14 protein-coding genes are annotated in these 24,324 nt (G+C 42.9%); 12 read left to right on the forward strand and 2 right to left on the reverse strand.

What is annotated here, in order from left to right:
* Window positions 1–77 precede the first annotated feature (77 nt).
* The 7 genes from B4G81_RS08575 to B4G81_RS08605 all read left to right on the forward strand — a co-directional run bounded on the left by B4G81_RS08575 (window position 78) and on the right by B4G81_RS08605 (window position 12,452).
* Window positions 78–1,133 (forward strand): glycoside hydrolase family 43 protein, encoded by a 1,056-nt coding sequence (locus B4G81_RS08575; protein WP_294081577.1) that lies wholly within the window; start codon window positions 78–80, stop codon window positions 1,131–1,133.
* Between the two features lie 59 nt (window positions 1,134–1,192).
* Window positions 1,193–2,245 carry a family 43 glycosylhydrolase gene (locus B4G81_RS08580; RefSeq protein WP_349678743.1) on the forward strand — a complete coding sequence of 351 codons (1,053 nt, stop codon included), beginning with the start codon at window positions 1,193–1,195 and terminating at the stop codon, window positions 2,243–2,245.
* Window positions 2,246–2,254: 9 nt separating this feature from the next.
* Entirely contained in the window at window positions 2,255–3,241 is a 987-nt protein-coding gene (locus B4G81_RS08585) for a glycoside hydrolase family 43 protein (RefSeq protein WP_294081578.1), read from the forward strand.
* Between the two features lie 3 nt (window positions 3,242–3,244).
* A complete protein-coding gene (locus B4G81_RS08590) occupies window positions 3,245–7,255 on the forward strand; it encodes a two-component regulator propeller domain-containing protein (protein ID WP_294081579.1) in 4,011 nt (1,336 codons plus the stop codon).
* Between the two features lie 114 nt (window positions 7,256–7,369).
* Window positions 7,370–9,181, forward strand: coding sequence for a glycoside hydrolase family 2 protein (locus tag B4G81_RS08595; RefSeq protein ID WP_294081580.1), 1,812 nt, complete (start codon window positions 7,370–7,372; stop codon window positions 9,179–9,181).
* A 16-nt stretch (window positions 9,182–9,197) separates the two neighbouring features.
* A complete protein-coding gene (locus tag B4G81_RS08600; protein ID WP_414703185.1) occupies window positions 9,198–11,234 on the forward strand; it encodes a hypothetical protein in 2,037 nt (678 codons plus the stop codon).
* 63 nt (window positions 11,235–11,297) lie between these two features.
* Window positions 11,298–12,452: an aldose epimerase family protein gene (locus B4G81_RS08605; RefSeq protein ID WP_294081582.1), complete on the forward strand. Its 1,155-nt coding sequence runs from the start codon at window positions 11,298–11,300 to the stop codon at window positions 12,450–12,452.
* Between the two features lie 240 nt (window positions 12,453–12,692).
* Here B4G81_RS08605 and B4G81_RS08610 read toward each other — a convergent pair whose 3' ends face one another.
* Together B4G81_RS08610 and B4G81_RS08615 are read right to left on the reverse strand one after the other, a co-directional pair.
* Window positions 12,693–13,100, reverse strand: coding sequence for a helix-turn-helix domain-containing protein (locus B4G81_RS08610; RefSeq protein ID WP_294081583.1), 408 nt, complete (start codon window positions 13,098–13,100; stop codon window positions 12,693–12,695).
* Window positions 13,101–13,137: 37 nt separating this feature from the next.
* Entirely contained in the window at window positions 13,138–13,560 is a 423-nt protein-coding gene (locus tag B4G81_RS08615; protein ID WP_294081584.1) for a helix-turn-helix domain-containing protein, read from the reverse strand.
* A gap of 323 nt (window positions 13,561–13,883) precedes the next feature.
* Between B4G81_RS08615 and B4G81_RS08620 the strand changes: the two genes are divergently transcribed.
* The 5 genes from B4G81_RS08620 (at window position 13,884) to B4G81_RS08640 (ending at window position 24,320) form a co-directional block, all read left to right on the forward strand.
* Entirely contained in the window at window positions 13,884–16,967 is a 3,084-nt protein-coding gene (locus tag B4G81_RS08620) for a SusC/RagA family TonB-linked outer membrane protein (protein WP_414703186.1), read from the forward strand.
* A gap of 5 nt (window positions 16,968–16,972) precedes the next feature.
* Window positions 16,973–18,799, forward strand: a complete 1,827-nt coding sequence (locus B4G81_RS08625; RefSeq protein WP_294081586.1) for a RagB/SusD family nutrient uptake outer membrane protein — start codon at window positions 16,973–16,975, stop codon at window positions 18,797–18,799.
* Between the two features lie 34 nt (window positions 18,800–18,833).
* On the forward strand, window positions 18,834–19,508 hold the full coding sequence (locus tag B4G81_RS08630) for a DUF3823 domain-containing protein (RefSeq protein WP_294081587.1): 675 nt from the start codon (window positions 18,834–18,836) through the stop codon (window positions 19,506–19,508).
* 130 nt (window positions 19,509–19,638) lie between these two features.
* Window positions 19,639–21,450, forward strand: a complete 1,812-nt coding sequence (locus B4G81_RS08635) for a glycoside hydrolase family 2 protein (RefSeq protein ID WP_294081588.1) — start codon at window positions 19,639–19,641, stop codon at window positions 21,448–21,450.
* A gap of 329 nt (window positions 21,451–21,779) precedes the next feature.
* Window positions 21,780–24,320 (forward strand): glutaminase family protein, encoded by a 2,541-nt coding sequence (locus tag B4G81_RS08640; protein WP_294081589.1) that lies wholly within the window; start codon window positions 21,780–21,782, stop codon window positions 24,318–24,320.
* Window positions 24,321–24,324 lie beyond the last annotated feature (4 nt).

A 24,324-nucleotide genomic window follows, 5' to 3' on the forward strand; every position in this document is an offset into this window, starting at 1 on the left:
AAAAAGAGGGGGTGCCTGATACATCCCCTCTTTTATACTGAATTTTATTTCGAAAATATGAATGATATGAAATGAGCATGAATTATTTTGTAATCGACGGAGTCAAAATGAAATATTTATGGATGGCGGCTGTCATAGGTCTTTTCATTTCCTGCGGGACTTCCAACGCGGAAAATATCCTGCCGGACGAGGAAAAAGACGACGGTACGATCACAACGAAAACGCAGAAAATCTCTTATGCTGACCCGACTATTTTTTTGGATAACGGAACTTATTATATGTCGGGTACTTCGCAGATAAGCAATCAATCGTCGCGCGGATTTACCATGCTGATGTCTGACGATTTACTGGAGTGGACCACAGGTACAACGGACACTTACCGCTTCATCTTGGGCCCGGAATGGGGTTCCACATACGGCACGACGGGCTTTTGGGCACCACAATGGTACAAGGAAAACGGCATGTACTACTTCCTGTACACGGCTAACGAGCGGGTGGCGATAGCTCATGCGGATGCGGTGACGGGTATTTTCTTGCAAGACAAGGGGGCGATAGATGCTTCAGCAGGAAACATCGATCCCTTTCTCTTCAAGGACGATGATGGGAAGTACTACCTTTACCATGTGCGTTTCGGGGGTGGTAACTTTATTTGGGTGGCAGAGTTCAACATGGAGATGGGAACCATCGATTCAGGTACGTTGAAACAATGTTTGGAACTCACCGAGCCGTGGGAAAGAATGTATAACTACGACAGCAGTTGGATCATGGAAGGTCCTACAGTGGTGAAGTGGGACGATGTGTATTACCTCTTCTATTCTGCCAATCATTACAAGGATCCGGATTATGCCGTGGGGTATGCCACTGCTTCCTCTCCGATAGGACCTTGGACGAAGTATTCAGGCAATCCTATCATCCGCCGTGATATCGTGGGTGAGAAAGGTGCCGGTCACGGAGATATTTTCGAGGCCAAGGATGGTAAGTTTTATTATGTGTACCATGTATGGGGTGAAGGTGATAACCCTGACGCGCGGCAGGCTCGGATTGTCCCGCTGGTTCGCGAAAAAAAATCTGACGGGATCTATAAGATTTCCGTGGATGTCGACAATATCATTACGCCGTATCAGGTTTATTAAAATCTCATCAAAAAGTGTTATTTTTGCGATTCTTTGTGTTATTTAAAAGAGGGAAAATTATGAAAATGAGATATCTTGTCATAGGGATTATAAGCATCTTTTTTGCTGCATGCGGCAGTTCGGAGAATACGAAAAAACAGCCGGTTCCCGAAGTAGACGATTCGCAAATAGGGTATAACAACCCGGTGATACGCAGGGCTGCTCCCGATCCCACGGCGATCCGCACGGAAGATGGAACTTATTATTTGTATGCCACAGAAGATACCCGGAATCTGCCGATATTCAAATCGAAAGACTTGGTAGAGTGGGAGGAAGTCGGAACGGCATTTACCAATAGTACCCGTCCTGATTTTATCGATAATAAGGAAGGTTTGCATGCCAGCATCTGGGCGCCGGAAATTGTGTATGTCAAGGATAAATATGTCCTGTTTTATTCTTTGGCAAAATGGGGAAACCATTGGGTGAGTACAGTTGGTTATGCCCTATCCGATTCACCGGCGGGTCCTTTTACCGTAAAAGGAACAGTCTTCGACAGTCATGAGGTGAATGTGGAAAATTCTATCGATCAGTTCTTCTATGAAGAAGAGGGGAAATATTATATGCTTTGGGGGAGTTTTTTCGGTATTTACATTATCGAGTTGGAAATCACAGACGATATGGTGATTACCCCGAAGATGGATACAAAGCGACAAATAGCTGGCACAGCCTATGAGGGGATTAACCTTTGGAAGCGTGATGGTTATTATTATTTGTTCGCTTCCACCGGAACCTGTTGTGAAGGTGCGAATAGCACGTACACCACGGTTGTGGCGCGTTCCGAAAACCTGCTGGGACCTTATGTCAATAAGAAAGGCGAGAGAATGTTGGACAATGCCCATGAGGTTCTCATTAAAGGTAACGATCAATTTGTGGGTACCGGGCATAACGCTGTTTTGCAGGAAGATGACGAAAAAAATACATGGATGCTGTATCATGCATATCAGCTGGATAGGTTGGAGGCACAGCGACAGGTGTTATTGGATCGTGTTTTTTGGGATGAGGAAGGATGGCCCTATGTAGAAAATCAACAAGCTTCCAACGGCGCTTTTCGCCCTGTTTTTAATAAAAAATAAAATAATCAGATGAAAATTTTTTTTACATTATTCTTCCTATTGTTCCCGCTTATTGCCTTGGTGGACTGTAAAGAAAGTGGTTCCAACAAAAATACGCAAACTTCGGACCCTGAAAACTCACTCACGGTTGTGTCGAAAACCGTGCCGCTGGCAGACCCCTATATCTTGCTCTATGACGATATGTATTATATCTACGGGACAAATATAGGGAATGGCTTCGATGTGTACTATTCGAAGGATCTTGAATATTGGGAACGGGCTTCAGCATTGTCGTTGAGTCATACGAACTCTTATGGCAATAAAAATTTTTGGGCGCCGGAAGTCTATTATGTAGAAAGGGAAAAGACATTTTATATGTTCTATTCAACCGAAGAGCATATATGTGTAGCTACTTCCGATTCTCCGTTGGGCCCTTTTAAGCAAGATGAAAAGAAACCGATCCGTGACGAAAAAGGTATTGATACCTCTGTCTTTTTTGACGAAGACGGCAAGGCTTACCTTTATTTTGTACGTTTTACCGACGGCAATGTTATCTGGTGTGCGGAACTGGAAGACAATCTCAAAGAAATAAAAGAAGAGACATTGACCCAGTGTATTAAGGCAGAAGAGACATGGGAGTCTATAGAGGGAAAAGTAGCAGAAGGCCCTTCCGTCTTTAAGAAAGATGGCCTCTATTATATGCTCTATTCGGCCAATGATTACAGAAGCCAGGATTATGCGGTGGGTTTTGCCACTTCCGACACTCCCTTCGGACCGTGGAAAAAATATGAGGAGAACCCGGTCTTGCATAAAAATAACGGATTGGCGGGCGTTGGCCATGGTGCTCCTTTTTATGATAAAGAGGGGAACATGCGTTACGTTCTTCACGCACATAACAGCCTGACGGAAGTACATCCGCGCAATGCCTATATAGTGGACATGTCGGTAAAAGACGGCGTTGTATCCCTTGGTGGAGGTTTCATCCAGCCCATGGTAGTAGAAGAGCTTCCCCGGTAACCTGTGAAGAAATCGAGACAGAATATACACTCTATTATTCTGCTGTTCATTGCTTTGATGATGAATAGCGGAGAATTATTCTGTGTGCCCTATTCATTCAAACATTACAACATCAATAACGGGTTGTCCCAAAATACTGTTTTTACAATCTTTCAGGACAATCAGGGATTTATGTGGTTCGGCACAAAGGATGGGCTGAACCGTTTTGACGGTAGTACGTTCAGGATATTTAAGTCTTCTCCCGATGGAAAACTGAGGGATAATGTATTCCACCGCATCCTTCAGGATAAAAATGACAATCTCTGGCTTGGAACGGATGACGGAATTTATATATATGATTCCCGCAGAGAGGAGTTCAACCATTTCGAAAAGACAACTCCCGGTCATCTGTCAATGGACGGTGTAGTCAGTGATATCATACTGGATAACGACGGGGATATGTGGATATCGGTGGAGGAGAAAGGGGTTTTTTGTTATAATTTCAAAGAAGATGATCTCACTCATTATCCTATTCCCTGGTCGCCCGGCGGAATGCAGATGATAAGTCTTTGTCTGGGAAGGGATGACCATATTTGGGCATTTCCTTATAATCACCCTTTCGTACGGATTGATAAGAAAACGGGAGAGGTATCTGAGTTTCAACTGAAAGATGATCCCGATTTGGTATATGATACCGGAGAAGTATGGAAAGTGGTGGCGGATGAGTATAATCAACTGTTGATCGCTTCTTCCACAAAAGGTATTATAAGTGTAAATACCGTCAATATGACCCATCGGATTCTACTGGATGAAGATGCGCAGGGTCAACCCATATTTGCACGTTGCCTGGCAAGAGTTGATCCGCAGACTATCTGGATCGGCAGTGAATCGGGATTGTATATTTATTATACTGAAACGGGAGAAGTGGAAAACCTCCGCCATAACAGGTATATACCCTATTCTCTGTCTGATAATGCCATTTACTCAATTTATAGAGACAGGGATGGAGGAATATGGATAGGTTCGTTTTTTGGAGGAGTGGATTATTATTCCAATCAATATAATCAATTCGAACTATTCTATCCGGTGGCAGGAGAAAATCGGATGAATGGTAGTCGGGTACGCGAGTTCTGCGGCGCTCCCCACGGAAATATATGGGTAGGAACGGAGGATAGCGGACTGAATTTGTTCGATCCGGTGCAAAATGAGTTTTTACCGTTGCCTCCACCGTTACAATCGCTCTATACCAATATACATGCCCTGTATGCCGATGGAGATTATCTCTGGGTCGGCACATTTTCAAAGGGATTGAACCGGTATAACCTGAAAACCGGCGAATTGGTTACTTACCTGCAGTCGGATGATCCAGGCTCCATCAGCCATAACAGTACTTATGCCATCCATAAGGATCGTCAGAATACATTGTGGATAGGGAACCTTTCGGGATTGAATATATATAATTATGACCAAGACAACTTTACCCGGATTGAAGAATTTCAGGGAGTTTATGTGCAGGATATCTTTGAGGATACAGATGGGAAAATATGGGTATCCACCTTTACCAAGGGGCTCTACCGATATGACCCCGTTACAGGAGAATGGGATGTTTTCCTGTATGATCCTTCCGGTGCCGGAAACAGATTATACAATAAGCTGACAAGCGTTTTTGAGGATAGCCGGAAACGGTTATGGGTGGCAACCGAAGGAGGAGGAATGTACCTTTTCAACAGGGATACGGAAGAGTTTACCATATTAGACAGTAGTAAAGGGTTACCTAATGATGTGGTATATCAAATAGTAGAGGACGATAATGCCAATCTATGGTTATCCACCAATTCCGGTCTGGTCTGTTTTAATCCCTCTTCGAGCACTTTTAGAAACTATACTGTAAGTAATGGGTTAAAAACCAATCAATTCAATTTTAAATCGAGTTACAGGACCTCCGAGGGGACTATATATTTTGGCTCCATCGATGGCTTTGTGCGTTTTAACCCTTTGGCTTTTAGGGAACGGGAACTGAATGTGCCTATTGCCTTTACTGAATTATTTGTGAAGAATGAGAAGATAACCCCTGCTGATGAAGGGTCGTTATTAAAGGAAAGTATCCTTTATACCGACGGATTGGTTTTGCCGTATAATAAAAATTCTGTCAGATTGAAATATGCGATACTCAATTACTCTAATTTGAATACCGATGATATCTTATATAAGCTGGATGGGTTTGATAAAGAATGGATTCATATCAAGGGTAAGCAGGATATCGTCTATTCAAACCTTATGCCGGGGAAATACAACCTCATTGTTCAATTGAATGGAGAAGGAGTGAATGCCGATGGAACGAATATAAAAACGCTTGCCATTCAGATATGTCCGCCGTTTTGGTTAAGCGGATGGGCTTATATGGTGTATTTACTGCTGTTTTCGCTGTTGGTTGTGCTGCTGTTTCGTTTCCTGAATATGAAAGAACAGCGTTCCCGGCGGCGCAAAATGAGAATTTTTGAACAGGAGAAGGAGCGGGAATTATACCGCTCGAAGATTGATTTCTTTACCAGTGTCGCACATGAGATACGAACTCCACTGTCATTGATCAAGGCTCCGCTCGATCATGTGATCATGACCGAGCAGGTAACTGATAATGTGAAGGAGAACCTGCAAATTATGAGTAAAAATACCGATAGATTGCTCAACCTGACCAATCAATTGCTGGATTTTCGCAAAACTGAATCCGATGCTTATTCATTGCATCTGACCCGACAAAATGCCTCGGAGTTGATCCGGGAAACCTTCCTGCGTTTCACCCCGTTGGCAAGGCAGCGCAACTTGACTTTTGAAATTGACCTGCCAGACAACGATATTTTCGTACCCCTTGATAAGGAAGCGTTTCTGAAAATTGTCAGTAATTTATTGAGCAATGCTGTGAAGTATTGTTATAGTACCGTGCGCGTAAAGGCATTTATTGAAGCGGACGAAACACAGGAGATGTTTCACCTGCTTACCGAAAACGACGGGGAGCAGATACCTCCTGAGTATAGGGAGGAAATCTTTAAACCTTTTGTACATCTTGATAAGGAGAGGGTAGGGAAAGCTGCAGGTACGGGAATCGGACTGGCGCTCTCCAAATCTTTAGCCCAACTGCATAAAGGAACGTTGATTTTGGAAGATGGGAATGAATGGATCTGTTTTCATCTTACATTGCCGATTGGCGAAATCGATAAACCTGTGTCGGATAGGGAGAGAGAACCGAGAGAAGTCAAAAATGAACCGGACATCAATCCTGGAAAAGCAGCTGCAGCATATACCATCCTTTTGGTGGACGATGACGTGGAATTATTGCAGTTTGAAGAAAAGTTACTATCTTCACACTATCATATAAAGACAGCAGAGAACGGGGTTAAAGCATTGGAGATACTGCGTGAAGAAAATGTAAACCTCATCGTAAGCGATATTATGATGCCCGGCATGGATGGTTTGGAATTAACCAACCGGATAAAACTTGATATTGAATTCAGTCATATACCGGTAATCCTGCTCACTGCGAAAGTAAATGTGGAATCTAAAGTACAGGGATTTGAAACAGGAGCCGATGCCTATATCGATAAGCCCTTTTCCTTGGAAGTACTGATGGCACAGATTGCCAATCTGTTGAAGAACAGGGAAAAACTGCGGGAGACATTTCTGAAAAATCCGTTTATAGGAGCTCATAGTATAGTACGTACCAAGTCTGATGAAGAATTTATTAAAGAATTATATGCAATCGTACAGGAGAATCTCAATAATTCAGGATTCATTGTAGAAGATATGGCAGAGCAGTTCAATATGAGCCGTGCCAGTTTTTACAGGAAGATAAAAGGTATATTGGATCTCACTCCTAATGAATATATCAGGGTAGAGCGTTTGAAAAAAGCGGCCCAATTGCTAAAAGAAAAAGAATATAAAGTGAATGAGATCTGTTATATGGTCGGATTTAATTCTCCTTCTTATTTTACCAAATGTTTTCAACAACAATTCGGCATATTGCCTAAAGATTTTGAATAACAGTGTTCGAAATGAGATTGTATTTGTATTTTTTGATCAATTTATACTTTTTTATTTCTCTATAGAAGCCTATCTTCGTGAACTCAAAAGTGTAATTTTTAAAATAATATCAATATGAAATCGAAATTAGTTTTATTCATTTTACTCGTGACAACTTTGTCCGTTTCAGCCCAGTGGCAACCTGCCGGAGACAAAATTAAAACCCGGTGGGCATCCCAAATTGATGTGAATAGTGTGTTGTCTGAATACCCGAGACCCATTATGGAGCGTGGTGAGTGGCAGAATCTGAATGGATTGTGGGATTATGCCATCCTTCCGGTCGGGAAACAGAAGCCGGCTAATTTCGATGGGCAGATCCTGGTGCCATTTGCAGTAGAATCAAGCCTCTCGGGCGTACAGAAACGTGTGGGGAGCGACAATGAATTATGGTACCAGCGTGAGTTTACCGTTCCTTCAAAATGGAAGAATGATAAAGTGCTGCTGCATTTTGGCGCTGTAGACTGGAAAGCGGATGTATGGGTAAACGGTGTGAAGGTAGGACAGCATACCGGCGGATATACTCCTTTCTCTTTTGATATTACCCCCGCACTTCAAAATGGCAACAATACACTCGTTGTAAAAGTATGGGACTCCACCGACGAAGGCTACCAACCTCGCGGAAAGCAGGTGAACAAGCCCGAAGGTATCTGGTACACACCGGTAACCGGAATATGGCAGACAGTATGGTTGGAGCCGGTACCCGCAACCCATATCGAGAATGTCAGGATTACGCCTGATATCGATAAAAATGTGCTGGACGTCCAGACTATGATGAATGTCTGCAACGCCACTTCTAAGATAGAGGTAAAAGTAAAGGACGGTTCCAAGGTAGTAGCTACCGGACAATCAATCAACAATCAACCGGTAGAAATCACGATGCCGGAAAATGTAAAACTCTGGTCGCCCGACAGCCCGCACCTCTATGATCTGGAAATTACGCTTTGGGATGGCAACAAGCAACTCGATAAAGTAGATAGCTATGCGGCAATGCGTAAATACTCCATGAAACGTGATGACAAAGGTATTGTGCGTTTACAACTCAATAACAAAGATCTGTTCCATTTCGGACCGCTCGATCAGGGATGGTGGCCCGACGGGCTTTATACTGCCCCCACCGACGAGGCGTTGGAATATGACGTGGTGAAGACCAAGGAACTTGGTTTTAATATGATCCGTAAGCATGTGAAGGTAGAACCGGCACGTTGGTATACGCATTGCGACCGCCATGGAATAATCGTGTGGCAGGATATGCCGAATGGAGACAGAGGCCCTGAATGGCAGATGCATCGATATTTCGATGGCAATGAAAGGATACGTTCCGCCGAGTCGGAAGCCAATTTCCGTAAAGAATGGAAAGAGATCATGGATTATCTCTATTCTTACCCGTCAGTAGGAGTTTGGGTGCCCTTTAATGAAGCGTGGGGACAGTTCAAAACAGTAGAAATCACCGAATGGACAAAACAATATGATCCTTCACGTTTGGTGAATCCGGCCAGTGGCGGTAATCATTACACAGTGGGAGACATGCTCGACCTGCACCAATATCCTGCGCCCAAACTCTATCTCTACGATGCGCAACGTGCGACCGTGCTCGGTGAATACGGCGGGATAGGATGGGCTAATAAGGAACATCTTTGGGAACCCGACCGTAATTGGGGCTATGTACAGTTTAACAGTGCGAAAGAGGTGACCGATGAGTATGTGAAATATGCCGAACAACTCAAAGATTTAATCCGCCAGGGATTTTCTGCAGCCGTCTATACCCAGACTACCGATGTGGAAGTTGAAGTAAATGGATTATTGACCTATGACAGGAAACTGGTGAAAGTGGATGAGGAGAGAGTAAGAAAAGTGAACCAGGAGATATGCAATATATTAGGTAAATAATAGTAGAGTTTATATAATGTATAGTATGCAAATCAAAAGAATCATTTTATATTTTGTTGCTGTCTTGTGTCTGCTCAATGGAGGATATATCATTGCCCAGGTTCCTCTAACCAATATAGATGCTTCAATAGCGCTGAAAATACCCGGTAACGATGCAATTAATTATCCTTTGAAAGGAGCTGCCGGAGAACAATCAATTCAATTAAAAGCAGATAAGGATATTCCGGTTATCATTACCCGGACTATAAAAGGCAATTCGATGGAAGTAGTGATCCAAGCCAATGAAGATGTCTATTTTAACTTCAAGCAGCGAATCAATACTTCGTACTCCCACAATGATTGCCAATTCTATATGCCGGGATTTTGGTACCGCCGCAATCTGCGTTCACCCAAAGAAGCCCCTTCTTTTCATACATCCGACAGCTGGACGGTACGTGAAGATCGTTTAAGTGTGCCGATGACAGCTGTTTTCAATGAGAAAACCGGAGACTATCTGTCGGTCATGCGGATGGATGATTTTACACACGAGGCACTGACAACCCATAAAGAAGGTGAAGTGATTGTATCCGGTAAAACATCGATCGGTTATACCGGATTTGAAAATGTAGACAACAGTGCCAATCTCTCTTTTGGTTTTCCTTATTATGAAACGCCGAAGACTTATATCCGGAAACTGACACTGGCACCACCTGTAGAGGCGTTCCAACATCTGGGAAAGGGCGAATCGATTCAATTGACGTGGCTCTTGCAATCGGGCAAGGCAACGGATTTCTCAGGTCTTATCAGGCAATTATGGGACTACAGCTATGATACCTGGCGCCCTGAACCGGTGGAAACTCCTTTCAGCGATGATTTTGTGAAAGAAACCATGACCGGGTTCTTCACCCAAAGCTTTGTGAGCGATTATCCTCTGAAGTTCAACTCGGGCGAAGCAATGGTGGTGGCTACCTGTGAAAGTCTCGGACGTGCCGAGATCGGTTTTGTGGGAAGGGTGCTGCTGAATGCTTTTAATGCGTTGGAATATGGGTTGCAACATGATCGCTCCGAACTGGTATCCAACAGTTATGCCGTTTTCGAAAGCTATCTGGAGCATGGTTTTACACCCGGCGGGTTTTTCCGTGAATTTGTGAATTTTGAGGATAATAAACCCAAAGGTAATACCATCAATCATAGTATCCGCCGTCAATCTGAAGGCATATATGCGATGTTTCATTTTCTTCAATATGAAAAGGAGAACGGTCGGAAACATCCTGAATGGGAGAGTAAATTGAAAACGCTCCTGCAACAAATATTGCTTTTACAAAAGAGCGACGGAAGTTTTCCCCGGAAATTCAATGATGACTTCTCTATAGCGGATGAAAGCGGAGGAAGCACGCCTTCGGTAACGCTGCCACTGGTGATGGCATATAGGTATTTCAATGACAAGGAATACCTGGCTGCCGCTAAGAAAACCGGAGGTTACCTGGAAAGGGAAATTATCTCCAAGGCAGATTACTTCTCTTCCACACTCGATGCCAATTGCGAAGACAAGGAGGCCTCACTGTATGCTGCAACAGCCATGTATTACCTGGCTTTGGTCTCCAAAGGGAATGAACAGCAACACTACGCCGACCTGTGTCGGCAGGCTTCTTATTTCGCTCTTTCGTGGTACTATATGTGGGATGTGCCTTTCGCCCCCGGACAGATGATTGGTGATATCGGTTTGAAAACCAGAGGATGGGGGAATGTGTCGGTGGAAAACAACCATATCGATGTGTTTGTTTTTGAATTTGGTTCGGTGTTGAACTGGCTCTCAAAAAGATACGATGAACCTCGGTTTAACAATTTTGTAAAAGTCATCTCTACCTCCATGCGCCAGCTCCTGCCGTTTGAAAATCACCTGTGCGGTGTAGCCAAAACGGGATATTATCCCGAAGTGGTACAGCATACCAATTGGGACTACGGCAAGAACGGCAAAGGGTTTTATAATGATATCTTTGCGCCGGGATGGACAGTGGCATCCTTGTGGGAATTGCTTTCTCCCGGAAGAACCGAAAAATTTTTATTGAAGTAAATCATCGATACGTAAATAAATTCATGTAAATTTGTGAAGGAATTTATTAAATATAAAGAGAAAATGATAAAATTCAATCGATTGGTCCTGCTTTTGGCAATTATTGCCGTAGCCGGATGCACCAACAAACAAAAAGAGGTTCCCGCAGAGGAAACAACACTCTCGGGGTTGAAGAAAAGTGACTTTCAGGCAGAGGTAGACGGTGATTCTGTCAGCCTTTACGTGCTGAAAAACACGAATGGGGCAGAAGTGGCCGTCACCAATTACGGTGGCCGGATCGTATCGGTGATGGTACCCGACAGGGATGGCAATTTACAGGATGTAGTGCTCGGGTTCGATAACATAGAGGACTATATCAATGTAGATAATAATTTTGGTGCTACTATCGGCCGGTATGGTAACCGGATCGCACACGGAAAAATTACCGTGGACGGAGTGGAATATGAGTTGCCACAGAATAATTTCGGACATACACTGCATGGTGGACCGGAAGGGTTCGACACGAAGGTTTTTAATGCTACCCAGCCCAATGAACAATCAGTTGTACTGACCTACCTGTCGAAAGACGGTGAAGCAGGGTTTCCCGGAAATCTGAATGTGAAGGTGACGATCACATTGACGAATGACAATGCGCTCGATTTGCAGTATGAAGCGGAAACAGACAAGGAGACAGTGGTGAACCTGACCAATCACTCCTATTTTAATTTGTCGGGTGATGCAAACAACACCATCCTCGATGACCTGTTGATGATCAATGCGGATGAATATACTCCGGTGGATGATACATTTATGACGACCGGTAAGATTGAAAAGGTGGAAGGTACGCCGATGGATTTCAGGACACCTACCGCTGTAGGTGAGCGGATCAACCAGTATGATTTCGATCAGTTGAAAAATGGTGACGGCTATGACCATAATTGGGTGCTGAACACTAAGGGTGATATTTCACAATTGGCAGCTTCGGTTTATTCACCCGCTACCGGCATTCAACTGGAGGTATATACCATTGAACCGGGTGTGCAAGTATATGCCGGAAACTTCCTCGACGGAACGGTAACCGGCAAGAATGGCGCTGTCTATGGCAAACGCCATGCAATTTGCCTGGAAACGCAGAAATATCCCGATTCACCCAATAAACCCGATTGGCCGTCGCCCTATCTGAAACCGGGAGAAAAATATACCAGTCGCTGTATCTATAAATTTACTGTGCAAGATTGACTGGTTCCATAAATAGAAATTTCGGGCTATCGCATTCATGAGATAGTCCGAAATTTTTCTCGCCTATTGCTTTTATTACCTTTTATCAGTTCATAAACAATATCTTCGTTTGAACCCTTTGATTTTACAATGTCATTCCCTATGCCATTGCCCGTAGAACGTTTAAAAGATACAGTGAAGAAGCCTCCGTCTATTGTAAATTCAGGCTCCGACAATCCAACTCCTTTCTTTTATAAACTGCTATTCTTTCTTCCTTTTTAAAGACTCAAATTTCTCTCTTTCAATCTTTAATAACTCCTCAAATAGTTTTACGGCTTGTTCCATTGAAAAGTGATTGAGATTTTCTACATTGCTGATAGGTCCAATATTTGAAGCATTTACATGTGAATTCTCATAAAAATTATTGGTATAATATAAGACAGTTTCTTCGGTAAATTTTTTCAATCCCTCTTCGGTAACACCCAAAGCTTCAGATATCTGTTTCAGTTTATCATCATCTATTTTTTCAGTCTGCTCCATTTTTGAGACAGCCTGCTTTGTTACTCCCAACAAGTCTCCCAAATCTGTTTGAGTCATTCCGCGCAGACGGCGTACCCTTTCGATTTTTCTTCCTATATGCAAGGTATTCGTGTAGGTGTCGGTTCCCATAATTAATCTAAGTTTATTTTTAACAAAGGTAATAATATTATCTATTTTTCAATAGCTCAATTTTTTCCCTTTCACTTTTCAGTAAACGCTCATATAATTCTACTATTTTGTCTAACGGATTGTTAATTTGTTGAGTAATAGACGTAGCACCATGTTCAACTTGAGAAATTGATGTAAAACCCTGTTCAAAAGTATTATCCCTGATATTGTTGATATTGTAAATGGCCTTCTCAACATCAAAGTCCCTGATTATCTCCGGAGATACACCCAATACATCGGCAATTTGGGATAATAGCCCTTCTTCTATTTCATCCTGCTGTTCGATTTTCGACACTTCAGGCTGGCTGATTCCTAAATCAGAGGCCAATGTTTCCTGCTTGACGCCAAAATACATACGTACCCTTTGTACATTCCGTCCGATATGCCTCCTGCTTAATTTTTCCGTCGGTTCAACATTCATTTATCAAATATTTTAAAGTGACTATGCTTTGGCAAAGTTAATAAAAATCAATCGATTTGGAATAATTGTCAACTTTAATTTTTTTGCTTCAGGATTTAGAAAGTCTACTTTTGGTTATCTAAACACGTATGTATTACTATTAATTAAGGTAAGTGCCCCAAACACTTCATTCTACTATAGGAAATTCTTCTAAAGTGTGGGCTATATAAATTGCTAAATTGTTAAGCAAGAATAAAATAAGATGTTGAAATTTTATTATTTTTTAATCTAAACAAAAATGAAGGATGAAAAAAAAGAATTCGTTGAAGTTGAAAAAATGCATAATGTCTGTTTTTTTCGGGATGTTATGTTTTGTGGTTATTGCTCAAAATATAGATGTGAGTGGTACTGTGGTCGATGAAAATGGTGACCCTCTTGTGGGTGTAACTATCCAATTACAAGGAACGGCTGTTGGTACTATTACCGACATAGATGGTATTTTTACATTGTCGAATATTGCTCCGAATGCGATACTGGAAGTTTCTTATGTGGGAATGAAAAACCAAGTTGTAAACTTGAACGGGAGACGTAAATTGGATATTATTCTATTAGATGATGCAGAAGTCTTGAGCGAAGTAGTGGTGACGGGATTTGGACTCGCTCAAAGGAAAGAATCTCTCACCTCCGCGATAGCGGTGATAGGTGCCGAAGATATCAAAAGATCAAAATCTTCTACTTCTTCCGGAGCATTGGTTGGTAAAATTGCAGGCGTCAATTCCCGTCAACCCGACGGAAGACCAGGGGCAGGAACAGCTATCCAAATCAGGAATATGGGAACTCCATTATATGTGATTGACGGAATCCAGTCAGATGAAGGTCAATTCAACAACATAGATTTTAATGATATTGAATCTATTTCCATATTGAAAGATGCATCTGCTTCAATTTACGGTGTGCGAGCTGCCAATGGAGTAGTTGTGGTAACTACCAAGAAAGGAATACGAGATACAAAAAATACGGTAACCTTTAATGCTTACTATGGATGGCAGAGCCTGTACGATTTTCCTAAGCCGGCGAATGCCTCTACCTATATTCGGAATTATATCCAGTCACAAACCGTGCAGGGTGTATCTAACTACACTTATTCAAAGGAAGATTATGAAAAGTGGAAAAAAGGTACCGAGAAAGGCTATGTTCCTTTTGATTGGCATGATTATATCTGGGAGGTCTCACCACAAACCTATATCAATGCCAATGTCTCCGGAGGGTCTGACAAAATCAACTATTATTTAAGTGTTGGAAATCTGCAACAAGATGCAATCATTGTTAATTACGGAGGATTTGAACGTACCAACGTGCAGATGAATGTGAATGCCAATGTCACAGACCGGTTTAAAATAGGGGGAGGCATGAACGGACGCATAGAAAAACGGGTGAATCCGGGTGTGCCGGAAGTTGACGATTATTGGATGCCTCGATTTGCTACCTATCGGAATTTACCTACCAAAAGACCTTATGCGAACGATAATCCTTTATACCCCACATTGACATCTACCAATCCGGGAACTAACTTCGCCTGGTTGAATTATGACTTGGCGGGGAAATTTGAAGATACCTGGAGAGTCGTACAATTGAATTTTGAGGCTGAATATGAAATTATCGATGGATTGAAGGCTCGGGCTTTGGCAAGTTATTATTTGGCGAATCACCGAGTGGATAATCACGAATACACCTATAAATTGTATGGATATGACGAAGATAGCAATACCTATCCGGTTATTTTTGAAAACAATAATCCGTGGCGGGAAAGAACGCAGGGATACGTAGAAGAAGTGACATCCAATATACAGCTGTCATATAATAAGAAAATAGCGGATCACAGTATAGCTGCCGTTTTAGGTATGGAAACAATAAAAAGGGATACGCCAAATACATGGGTGCACTCTATTCCTACATCTAACGCCTTATACCTGATAGATTATGAAACCATGGACACCTATGATGACACGGGAAACAATACGCAGGCACGGTTGGGATACATGGGACGAATCAACTATGATTATGCCAACAAATACCTGATAGAGTTCTCTGGGCGTTATGATGGATCATGGAAATTTCCTCCGGGTCATCGTTGGGGATTCTTTCCTTCCGGTTCAGTAGGATGGAGAATTTCAGAAGAAAACTTTTGGCGCAACAGCAAAGTATCAAATGTATTCAGTGACTTGAAATTAAGAGCTTCATACGGACTGTTGGGAGATGATAATGTGAGTGGATATAATGCTTTTGATTATCTTGGAGGTTATACCTATAAAAATGGAGGTTCCGTTATAGATGGAGCATATACCATTGGAACAGTACCTCGCGGGCTTCCGGTGACTACCTTGTCATGGATTAAGGCGAGAATCTTGGACGTGGGTTTTGACGCAAGTGCGCTTGATGGGAAACTGTCAGGATCGTTTGATTTTTTCCGGAGATTGCGGAAGGGATTGCCTGCGTCGAGGTATGACATCTTGTTACCTTCGGAAGTGGGATTCAGCCTTCCTCGTGAGAATTTGAATTCGGACATGCATAAGGGGTATGACTTTGCAGTGAATTGGAAAGACCAGATAAATGAGTTGAACTATTCAATCGGCGCTAATGTCACTTATTCAAGGTTTTATGATTGGGACCAGTATAAACCCCGTTTCGGAAACTCCTGGCATGTGTATCGTAACTCAATCCATCACCGATTTGGGTATCTCAATTGGGGACTCGAAGCCGACGGACAGTTCAAGAGTTGGGAAGAGATTGCTTCATGGCCTATTGATAACGACCGCCAAGGTAATAGAACCCTCCGCCCCGGAGATATAAAATACAAGGATATTAACGGAGATGGGGTTATTAACTGGTTGGATGAACGGCCGATAGGATATCGTCAGGATTCAACTCCCATCTTGAATTTCGGACTCAATTTCTCATTTTTGTGGAAAGGATTTGATTTGGCATTCGATTTGACCGGAGGAAGTATGTCAACTTGGTATCAGGAGTGGGAACAGAGAAATCCGTTTCATGATGGAGGCAATAACCCACAATATTATATGGATAATACATGGCATTTAGCTGATATATGGGATGCCAATAGTGAAATGATTCCCGGTAAATATCCTATGCTGTTGATTGGTAATAGTAGCCATAGCAACTACTGGAACAGTACATTCTGGAAGAAAAATGTAAAATATATCAAGTTGAGAAACTTGGAGTTTGGCTATACTCTTCCCAAATCGATTGTGAATAAGGCATCCATCTCTGACCTGCGTATTTATTTTGCCGGTCAAAACTTGTTCGGTTTTACGAACCTGAATGGTGTCGATCCTGAAATACAGGAAACGAATGGATTGGCATATCCTACAATGAGGATTATGAACCTTGGTTTAACACTCAAATTTTGAAAATTATGAAAATAAGAAATATATTCATGGCTTTAGCCATAATGCTTTTTTCGTTTAGCAGTTGTTCTGATTTCCTGGATAGGGATCCGGATACCATTCTCTCTGAAGATGAAGTATTCGGTGATGCTATAATGATCAAATCGGTGTTGTCAAACTTTTATGGAAGAATAACCTGGGGGCAACATATTGATGATACCTATTTATACACGATTTTGGACGAAGCCTCCAAATCGGATGGTGGTCCCGATAACCGTCAAGAGTTCGAGAATGATCGGTGGAGAGTATATGATTATACCTTACTTCGTAATCTGAACCAATTCTTGAAAGGAGTACGGGCATCGACAGTGTTGGATGATAAAACACGGGATCAACTGGAAGGTGAAGCCCGTTTTATCAGGGCTTGGCTTTATTTTAACATGGTACGAGGAATGGGCGGAATGCCCATAGTGGGTGATGAAGTGTTTGACTATACACCTGGGATGGATATCACAACCATGCAATATCCTCGTTCTACAGAAGCAGACCTGTATGAATATATCATTTCCGAGTGTGAGGCGATTAAAAATATACTGCCTACAGAACCGTCTGTCAACGCTGCAAGGGCTACCAAATGGGCAGCCTTGATGTTAAAAGCAAGAGCGGCTGTGTATGCGGGATCGATTGCCAACTACAATAACAAAATGTCGGCTCCGATTCAAACACCGGGAGGAGAGGTCGGTATTCCTGCCAATTTGGCGAAAGGTTTTTATGAAACAGCTCTCTTGGCGGCTGAGGAGGTGATAAACAGTGGTCAATATGAACTGCAACTCTCTAAACCCGACGATAGAGGACGTAATTTTTATGAAGCTCTTTCAGTTAAGGAGAATAACAAGGAAGTTATTTGGGCACGTGATTACAAATATCCGGGACAAACCAATGGATTCACCCAGGCTAACATTCCTCCTTCACATGCGGAAGATATTGATCGTGCCTATGCCGGTCCCATATTGAATTTAGTAGAAGATTTTGAATATATTGATGATCGCGATGGGCAAATCAGGATAAAAGATGCTGCCGGCAATTACGTCTATTATAACAATCCCGAAGATGCTTTTGCAAATAAAGATCCAAGGCTTTGGGGTTCGATAATTTATCCCGGTGCAGATTTTAAAGGGTCACCAGTAGTATTGCAGGCGGGACAAAAGTATTGGGAGAATAATGAATGGAAAACCCTCACCAGTGATCCGGGAAGAAGAGATGCAAATGATATATTGATTACCTCTGTGAATGGTCCTAATATGACCAATGACCAATTCATCAATAAATCCGGTTTTTTCTTCCGGAAATTTTTGGATGAAACGCCGAGCGCTTCCACACGTGGACGTAGAAGTGAAATGTGGTTCCCTCGATTCCGCTTTGCCGAAGCAGTACTTATTGCAGCGGAGGCTTCATTGGAATTAGGAGAGTCTGGTAAAGCTTTGAATTACATTAATATGGTTCGTGGTAGGGCCGGAATCCAGAATTTGGAATCTATTACTTTTGATGATATTGTCAGGGAAAGGAGAACCGAATTCGCATTTGAGGATCATCGCTATTGGGATTTGAAAAGGTGGAGATTAGCCCATACTGTCTGGAATGGGATTCAGGATGATCCCAAAGCCCAACAATGGGGACTATTCCCTTATCTTATTAATCAACCGGGCAACGAAAATCATGCTAAATGGGTTTTTGAAAAAGTTAAGATTCACATGTCCCCTTATCCTAGGTATTTTCAAATGAGGAATTATTATAATTTCATCGATCAGGGGTGGATCAATAATAATCCTAAACTGGTGAAAAACCCATACCAATAATATGAATGAGTACAGAATCAAAAAGATAATCAATATGAAACGTTATAAATATTTTTTGATATTAATGGCTGTGGGAACGATACTTGCAGCTTGTGGATTGGACAACTATGATGCGCCGGATTCAATATTGTCGGGTAAAGTAACCTATAAAGGGGAGCCCTTGGGCTTGCGAGGTACAGGGGAAGCCGTACAACTGCAGCTTTATCAGGATGGTTATGAACTTAGGGATAATATTCCGGTGTATGTGAAACAAGACGGGAACTTTCAGGCTCGCCTTTTTGATGGTGAATATAAACTGGTCACTCGCAATCAGAACGGACCTTGGGTGAACGAGAGAGATACGATTGTTATCAATCTTAGAGGCACTACCAGTGTGGAAGTGGAGGTTACTCCCTATTTTACCATTTCCAATGAAACAATATCGTTGAATGGTGCCGTTATGAATGCTTCGTTTGAAGTGAACCAGATAGTCAATACGGCAGAGATGGATTATATCTCTTTATTGGTCAGTAAAACCTCCTTTGTGGATGATGTCTCCTATATTGCCCGGAAGGATTTTAGAGATTTGCAGCCGGACAAGTTGAGCTTGTCAATGGATATGTCCGAAAATGGTGATTTCGCTGCTGCAAAATACCTTTATGCGAGAGTAGGTGTAAGGACAAAAGGTGCCGATCAGGCTGTGTATTCAAAGATTGTGCAGTTGAGGTAATGCAATTCAATAAAATGTTATGAGGATTCAGAGTGATGTGGTAGCCTCTAAAAGAATGAATTTTTTATTCGTTTGTGAATACCTGTTTTCATGAATCCGATTGTATTTATTATGTAAAAATAATATCAATATGAAATCCAAGTTAGTTTTATTAATTTTATTCGTGATAACCTTTTCTATCTCTGCGCAGTGGCAACCGGCCGGAGATAAGATTAAGACCCGGTGGGCATCTCAAATTGATGTGAATAATGTCTTGCCCGAGTATCCAAGACCCATTCTGGAGCGCGGTGAGTGGCAGAATTTAAACGGGTTGTGGGAGTATGCCATCCTCCCTGTAGGAAAACAAAAACCGGCCAATTTCGATGGACAGATTCTGGTACCGTTTGCCGTGGAATCGAGTCTCTCCGGAGTACAAAAACGGGTGGGCAGCGACAATGAGTTATGGTACCAACGCGAATTTACCATACCTTCAAAATGGAAAAATAATAAAGTGCTTCTTCACTTTGGGGCGGTGGACTGGAAAGCGGACGTATGGGTGAACGGTGTGAAAGTAGGACAACATACCGGTGGATATACCCCTTTCTCTTTCGACATTACGCCTGCTTTAACAAACGGCAATAATACGCTCGTCGTAAAAGTGTGGGACTCCACTGACGAGGGGTATCAACCCCGCGGAAAACAGGTGAACAAACCGGAAGGTATCTGGTATACGCCGGTAACCGGGATCTGGCAGACGGTATGGTTGGAACCGGTACCCGAAACGCATATCGAAAATATCAAGATTACACCTGATGTCGATAAAAATATATTGGCAGTTCAGGCTATCACGAATGTGTGCACTTCTGCTGCTAAGGTAGAGGTGAAAGTAAAGGACGGCTCCCGTGTAGTAGCAACCGGGCAGGCCATCAACAACCAGCTGGTGGAGATCACGATGCCGGAAAATGTAAAACTCTGGTCGCCTGATGATCCTCATCTTTATGACCTGGAGATCATCCTTTGGGATGGCACCCGGCAACTGGATAAAGTGGAAAGTTATGCGGCCATGCGTAAATATTCCATGAAAAGAGATGACAAGGGCATTGTACGTTTACAACTCAATAACAAGGATCTTTTCCATTTCGGACCGCTCGATCAGGGTTGGTGGCCCGACGGACTCTATACTGCCCCCACCGACGAAGCATTGGAGTATGATGTGGTGAAGACCAAGGATTTTGGATTCAATATGATCCGTAAGCATGTGAAGGTGGAGCCGGCACGTTGGTACACTCATTGCGACCGTCACGGGATAATCGTATGGCAGGATATGCCGAATGGCGACAGGAGTCCTGAATGGCAGATGCGCAAATATTTCGAGGGTGCGGAACGGATGCGTTCTGCCGAATCGGAAGCCAATTACCGCAAAGAATGGAAAGAGATCATCGATTATCTCTATTCTTATCCGTCGATAGGCGTGTGGGTACCCTTTAACGAAGCATGGGGACAATTCAAAACACCGGAAATTGCCGAATGGACAAAACAATATGATCCTTCGCGTTTAGTAAATCCTGCCAGCGGGGGTAACCATTACACCGTGGGAGACATACTCGACCTGCACCAATATCCTGCTCCGCAACTCTATCTGTATGATGCGCAACGCGCTACAGTGCTGGGTGAGTATGGTGGTATAGGATGGGCCAACAAGGAACATCTTTGGGAACCGGACCGTAACTGGGGGTATGTGCAGCTCAACAGCGCCAAAGAGGTGACCGATGAATATGTCAAATATGCCGAACAACTCAAACATTTGATCCGCCAGGGGTTCTCCGCCGCTGTGTATACGCAGACCACCGATGTGGAAGTAGAAGTAAATGGATTGATGACTTACGACAGGAAATTGGTGAAGGTGGATGAGCAGAGAGTGAAAAAAGTAAATCAGGAAATATGCAATATATTAGGTAAGTAATTATCTTTCAGTTTTTTTTGAAGTAAAATATGGATATGTAAATAAATTCATATAAATTTGCAAAAGAATTTATAAAATACAAAGAAGAAGATAACGAAGTGTAATTGATTGGTTTTTCTGCTGGCAATTATTGCTGGTGCATCAGTATGTTTACGGTAAAAGAATAACTGACACTTTAAATAAAAAATTCGGACTATCTCATTCGGAGTTAGTCCAAATTTTTTCTAATGTCTTCATATTATTACCTTTTATCATTATTTATGCCAGTCAAAAAGCGGCAACAATTTTCGAACTGGACGCATTGTTGAATTTATTTAATTTTAAAAAGTATGAATAAAAACTTCTTAGGAGTATTCCTCTTTTCTATTTTTATTTTGTGTGGCTGTCAGCAAAATGGAGGAAGCACTCCTGTAATTACTACAGATATTAACACAGAGCTTCGTGCCCCGGCCTATCCGCTGGTCACGGTTGATCCTTATTTTAATGCCTGGGCGTATACGGATAAACTGTATGATGATCAAACAAGGCATTGGACCGACAAAGAATTTCCGCTGATGGGCGCTTTAAGGGTGGATGGCGAAGTGTACCGATTTATGGGTAAGGAGAATTTACCATTGAAGCCGCTCCTTTCGACAGTACGGGAAGAGCAATGGGAAGGGAAGTATACTTTTGACAAACCTGCGGGTGAGTCGTGGAAATCACTCGAGTTCAATGATGCGTCATGGAACACGGGTAAATCGGCGTTTGGTACAAAGGATGAACCTTACCTCTCCACCCTGTGGGAAACCAAAGATATATGGGTGAGACGGACGTTCAACCTGGATGAGGACCTAAGCGGCAAACCGGTCTACCTCCATTATTCACATGATGATGATTTTGAACTGTTTGTGAATGGGGTAGAGGTGATAAAAACCGGTTATTCATGGAACTATAGCGTAGTAGTTGAACTTTCGGAAGAGGTGAAGGCTACGCTCAAAAAAGGTGAGAATATCATCACTGTGCATGGTCATAACAGGACGGGAGGCGCTTATGTGGATTTCGGCCTGTATGAGAAAGAAGAAAGCAAAGTGTCGTTCAATATGACCGCGGAACAGAAATCGGTAAGCGTATTGCCAACACAAACAGTGTATACTTTCGACTGCGGTCCGGTGGATTTGGATGTTATCTTCACGACTCCGTTGCTGTTGGATGATCTGGATCTCATATCACGTCCGGTCAGCTACATCAGTTATCAGGTGAAATCGAAGGATGAGGCAGCCCACGATGTGCAGGTTTATTTTGAAGCGACACCTCAATGGGCGGTTAATGATGAAGGCCAGCCGGTCGATTTCGAAAAAATCGAAAAAGAGGGACGAATTTTCCTGAAGACAGGTACGGTTGAACAACCTATCCTGCAGAAAGCCGGAGACGATGTGAGAATCGATTGGGGCTATTTTTACCTGACCGGGACAGCCAATGACGGTGCTGTCCTGAATTTTGGCAATTACTGGGATACCAAAGGTGCTTTTCAAGAGGATGGACGGATTTCTGATGTGTTGCCGGAGGAGCTCTCTCCCAACATGACGAAAGAGATGACGGTACTTGCATACAGCCGCGATCTGGGACAAGTGGCTTCTGATATGAAAACCGGTTTTGTAATGCTCGGATACGACGATGTTTACTCGATACAATATTTTGGGGAAAATCTGAAAGGTTATTGGACGAAAGATGGCTCTGTGGATATTTTCGGGGCATTTAAAAGTGCTGAGACCGATTATGCATCCATCATGAAACGTTGTGACGAATTCAACCGATCCATGATGGCGGAAGCCGAAAAAGCGGGAGGAAAGAAATACGCCGAACTGACTTCACTGGCTTACCGTCAGGCGATCGCAGCACATAAGCTCGTAAAGGACGAAAACGGTACGCTCCTGTTCCTCTCGAAAGAAAATAATAGTAACGGTTCTATTGGTACGGTGGACATAACTTATCCTTCTTCTCCGCTGTTCCTCATCTATAATCCTGAATTGGCCAAGGGATTGATGAACCATATTTTTTACTTCAGTGAAAGCGGAAAATGGACGAAACCATTTGCAGCGCATGATGTGGGCACTTATCCGCTTGCCAACGGACAGACATACGGGGGTGACATGCCGATAGAAGAGTCGGGAAATATGTTGATCCTGGCGGCAGCTATTGCCGAAATGGAAGGCAACGCCGATTATGCTGCCCAACATTGGGATGTTTTGACCACTTGGACCGATTACCTGCTGGAAGAGGGTTTGGATCCTGACAACCAACTCTGTACCGATGATTTTGCCGGACATTTTGCCCATAATGCGAACCTCTCGATCAAGGCGATCATGGGGATTGCCTCTTACGGGAAGCTGGCTGCGCTGTTGGATAAAACCGACGTAGCGGAAAAATACCTGGGAATCGCCGGAGAGATGGCGGTTGAATGGGAGAAGATGGCACGCGACGGTGACCACTACAAGCTTACTTTCGACAGGGAAGGAACCTGGAGCCAGAAATATAACCTGGTATGGGACCGTTTGTTGGGATTCAACCTGTTTGATCCGGAGATTGCCCGCAAGGAGGTGGCTTATTATCTCACGCAACAAAATGAGTATGGATTGCCCCTTGATAACCGTGCCACTTATACAAAAACGGACTGGATTATATGGAGCGCAACACTCACCGGTGAAAGGAGTGATTTCGATGCACTGGTTGATCTTGTCTATATATATGCCAATGAAACTCCCTCACGTGTGCCTATCAGCGATTGGCATGATACTAAAACGGCAAAGAGGATGAATTTTAAAGCCAGAGCCGTGGTTGGGGGCTACTTTATGAAGGTGTTGGAACAGAGGTTGTTGGAAAAAAATAAATAATTTC

It is taken from the genome of Proteiniphilum sp. UBA5384, from assembly GCF_002410825.1.
In the GTDB taxonomy this organism is placed as follows: domain Bacteria; phylum Bacteroidota; class Bacteroidia; order Bacteroidales; family Dysgonomonadaceae; genus Proteiniphilum.

Excerpts from the sequence above, each read along its gene's own strand:
- B4G81_RS08610 (WP_294081583.1), bottom strand. The coding sequence starts at position 13,100 with ATGGGAACCGACACCTACACGAATACCTTGCATATAGGAAGAAAAATC.
- B4G81_RS08630 (WP_294081587.1), top strand. The coding sequence starts at position 18,834 with ATGAAACGTTATAAATATTTTTTGATATTAATGGCTGTGGGAACGATA.
- B4G81_RS08640 (WP_294081589.1), top strand. The coding sequence starts at position 21,780 with ATGAATAAAAACTTCTTAGGAGTATTCCTCTTTTCTATTTTTATTTTG.
- B4G81_RS08595 (WP_294081580.1), top strand. The coding sequence starts at position 7,370 with ATGAAATCGAAATTAGTTTTATTCATTTTACTCGTGACAACTTTGTCC.
- B4G81_RS08580 (WP_349678743.1), top strand. The coding sequence starts at position 1,193 with ATGAAAATGAGATATCTTGTCATAGGGATTATAAGCATCTTTTTTGCT.
- B4G81_RS08600 (WP_414703185.1), top strand. The coding sequence starts at position 9,198 with ATGTATAGTATGCAAATCAAAAGAATCATTTTATATTTTGTTGCTGTC.
- B4G81_RS08620 (WP_414703186.1), top strand. The coding sequence starts at position 13,884 with ATGTCTGTTTTTTTCGGGATGTTATGTTTTGTGGTTATTGCTCAAAAT.
- B4G81_RS08585 (WP_294081578.1), top strand. The coding sequence starts at position 2,255 with ATGAAAATTTTTTTTACATTATTCTTCCTATTGTTCCCGCTTATTGCC.
- B4G81_RS08605 (WP_294081582.1), top strand. The coding sequence starts at position 11,298 with ATGATAAAATTCAATCGATTGGTCCTGCTTTTGGCAATTATTGCCGTA.
- B4G81_RS08625 (WP_294081586.1), top strand. The coding sequence starts at position 16,973 with ATGAAAATAAGAAATATATTCATGGCTTTAGCCATAATGCTTTTTTCG.
- B4G81_RS08635 (WP_294081588.1), top strand. The coding sequence starts at position 19,639 with ATGAAATCCAAGTTAGTTTTATTAATTTTATTCGTGATAACCTTTTCT.
- B4G81_RS08575 (WP_294081577.1), top strand. The coding sequence starts at position 78 with ATGAATTATTTTGTAATCGACGGAGTCAAAATGAAATATTTATGGATG.
- B4G81_RS08615 (WP_294081584.1), bottom strand. The coding sequence starts at position 13,560 with ATGAATGTTGAACCGACGGAAAAATTAAGCAGGAGGCATATCGGACGG.